Consider the following 1,186-nt stretch of genomic DNA (forward strand, 5'->3'; position numbering starts at 1 on the left):
GTCCAAGGCCTGATCGCCCAACTCTCGTCGCCACGTCCCTCGACCTACATCGGAAGCGGCAAGGTCGAGGAATTGGCCGGGCTCATCCGCGCGGAGGAAATCGGCCTCGTCGTGATGGATTGTGCGCTCAGCCCCATTCAGCAACGCAACCTCGAGAAGGCCTGGGGCGCCAAGGTGATCGACCGCACCGGCCTCATTCTTGAAATTTTCGGACGGCGTGCCCGAACCAAGGAGGGTACGCTCCAGGTCGAGCTCGCCCATCTCGGCTATCAGAAGGGACGTCTTGTGCGGTCCTGGACCCACCTTGAACGTCAACGCGGTGGCTTCGGCTTCCTCGGCGGCCCGGGTGAAACGCAGATCGAAGCGGATCGGCGGATGATTCAGGAGCGCATCAAGCGGATTGAGCGCGAACTCGAAACGGTCGTCCAGACCCGTGCTTTGCATCGTGCCAGCCGCCGACGGGTTCCGTATCCGATCGTGGCGCTGGTGGGCTACACCAACGCCGGAAAATCGACGCTGTTCAACCGGATGACCCAGGCCGAAGTCCTGGCCGAGAACATGTTGTTCGCGACCCTCGATCCGACCTCACGCGCCATCGAGTTGCCGTCGGGAGAGAGGGCCATCCTGTCCGATACGGTCGGCTTCATTTCCGATCTTCCGACCATGCTTGTGGCGGCCTTCCGAGCGACGCTGGAAGACGTCATCGAGGCGGACATCCTCCTTCACGTGCGCGACGTGTCCCACGGCGAAACCGAAGCGCAAGCGGGCGACGTCGAGACGGTGCTGCGCGAGCTCGGGATCGATCCCGACGACACGAAGCGGGTGATCGAGGTCTGGAACAAGGCCGATCTGCTTTCCGACGACGAGAAGGAGCGGCTCCAGACCTCGACCACACTCACCGATGTCGAGAAACGTCCGATCCTGATTTCGGCCTTGACCGGGGAGGGCATCCCCGAATTGCTGTCCGCCATCACCGTCCACCTGACCGCGGAACGCGTTCGCTACGAGGTCGATGTCGCGCCTGAGGACGGCGAGGGATTCGCCTGGTTGCATGCCAATGCGGAGATTCTCCGTCGGGAATCGACCGAAGACGGGCATTCCATCCTGGAAGTCCGAATCACACCGGGAAAGGAGCCGCGGTTTCTGGCCAGATTTCCGGAGGCGAGGGCGTTTCCCAACTAGAAGC

General features: G+C 62.6%; 1 protein-coding gene. It reads left to right on the forward strand.

What is annotated here, in order from left to right; translation table 11 throughout:
- Positions 1-1,182, forward strand: a 1,182-nt coding sequence (gene hflX / locus AC1DT3_RS21920; protein WP_477467286.1) for a GTPase HflX, incomplete at its 5' end; no start/stop codon positions are given.
- Between the last annotated feature and the right edge of the window lie 4 nt (positions 1,183-1,186).

The sequence above is a fragment of the Microvirga sp. P4_G7 genome, from assembly GCF_056401005.1.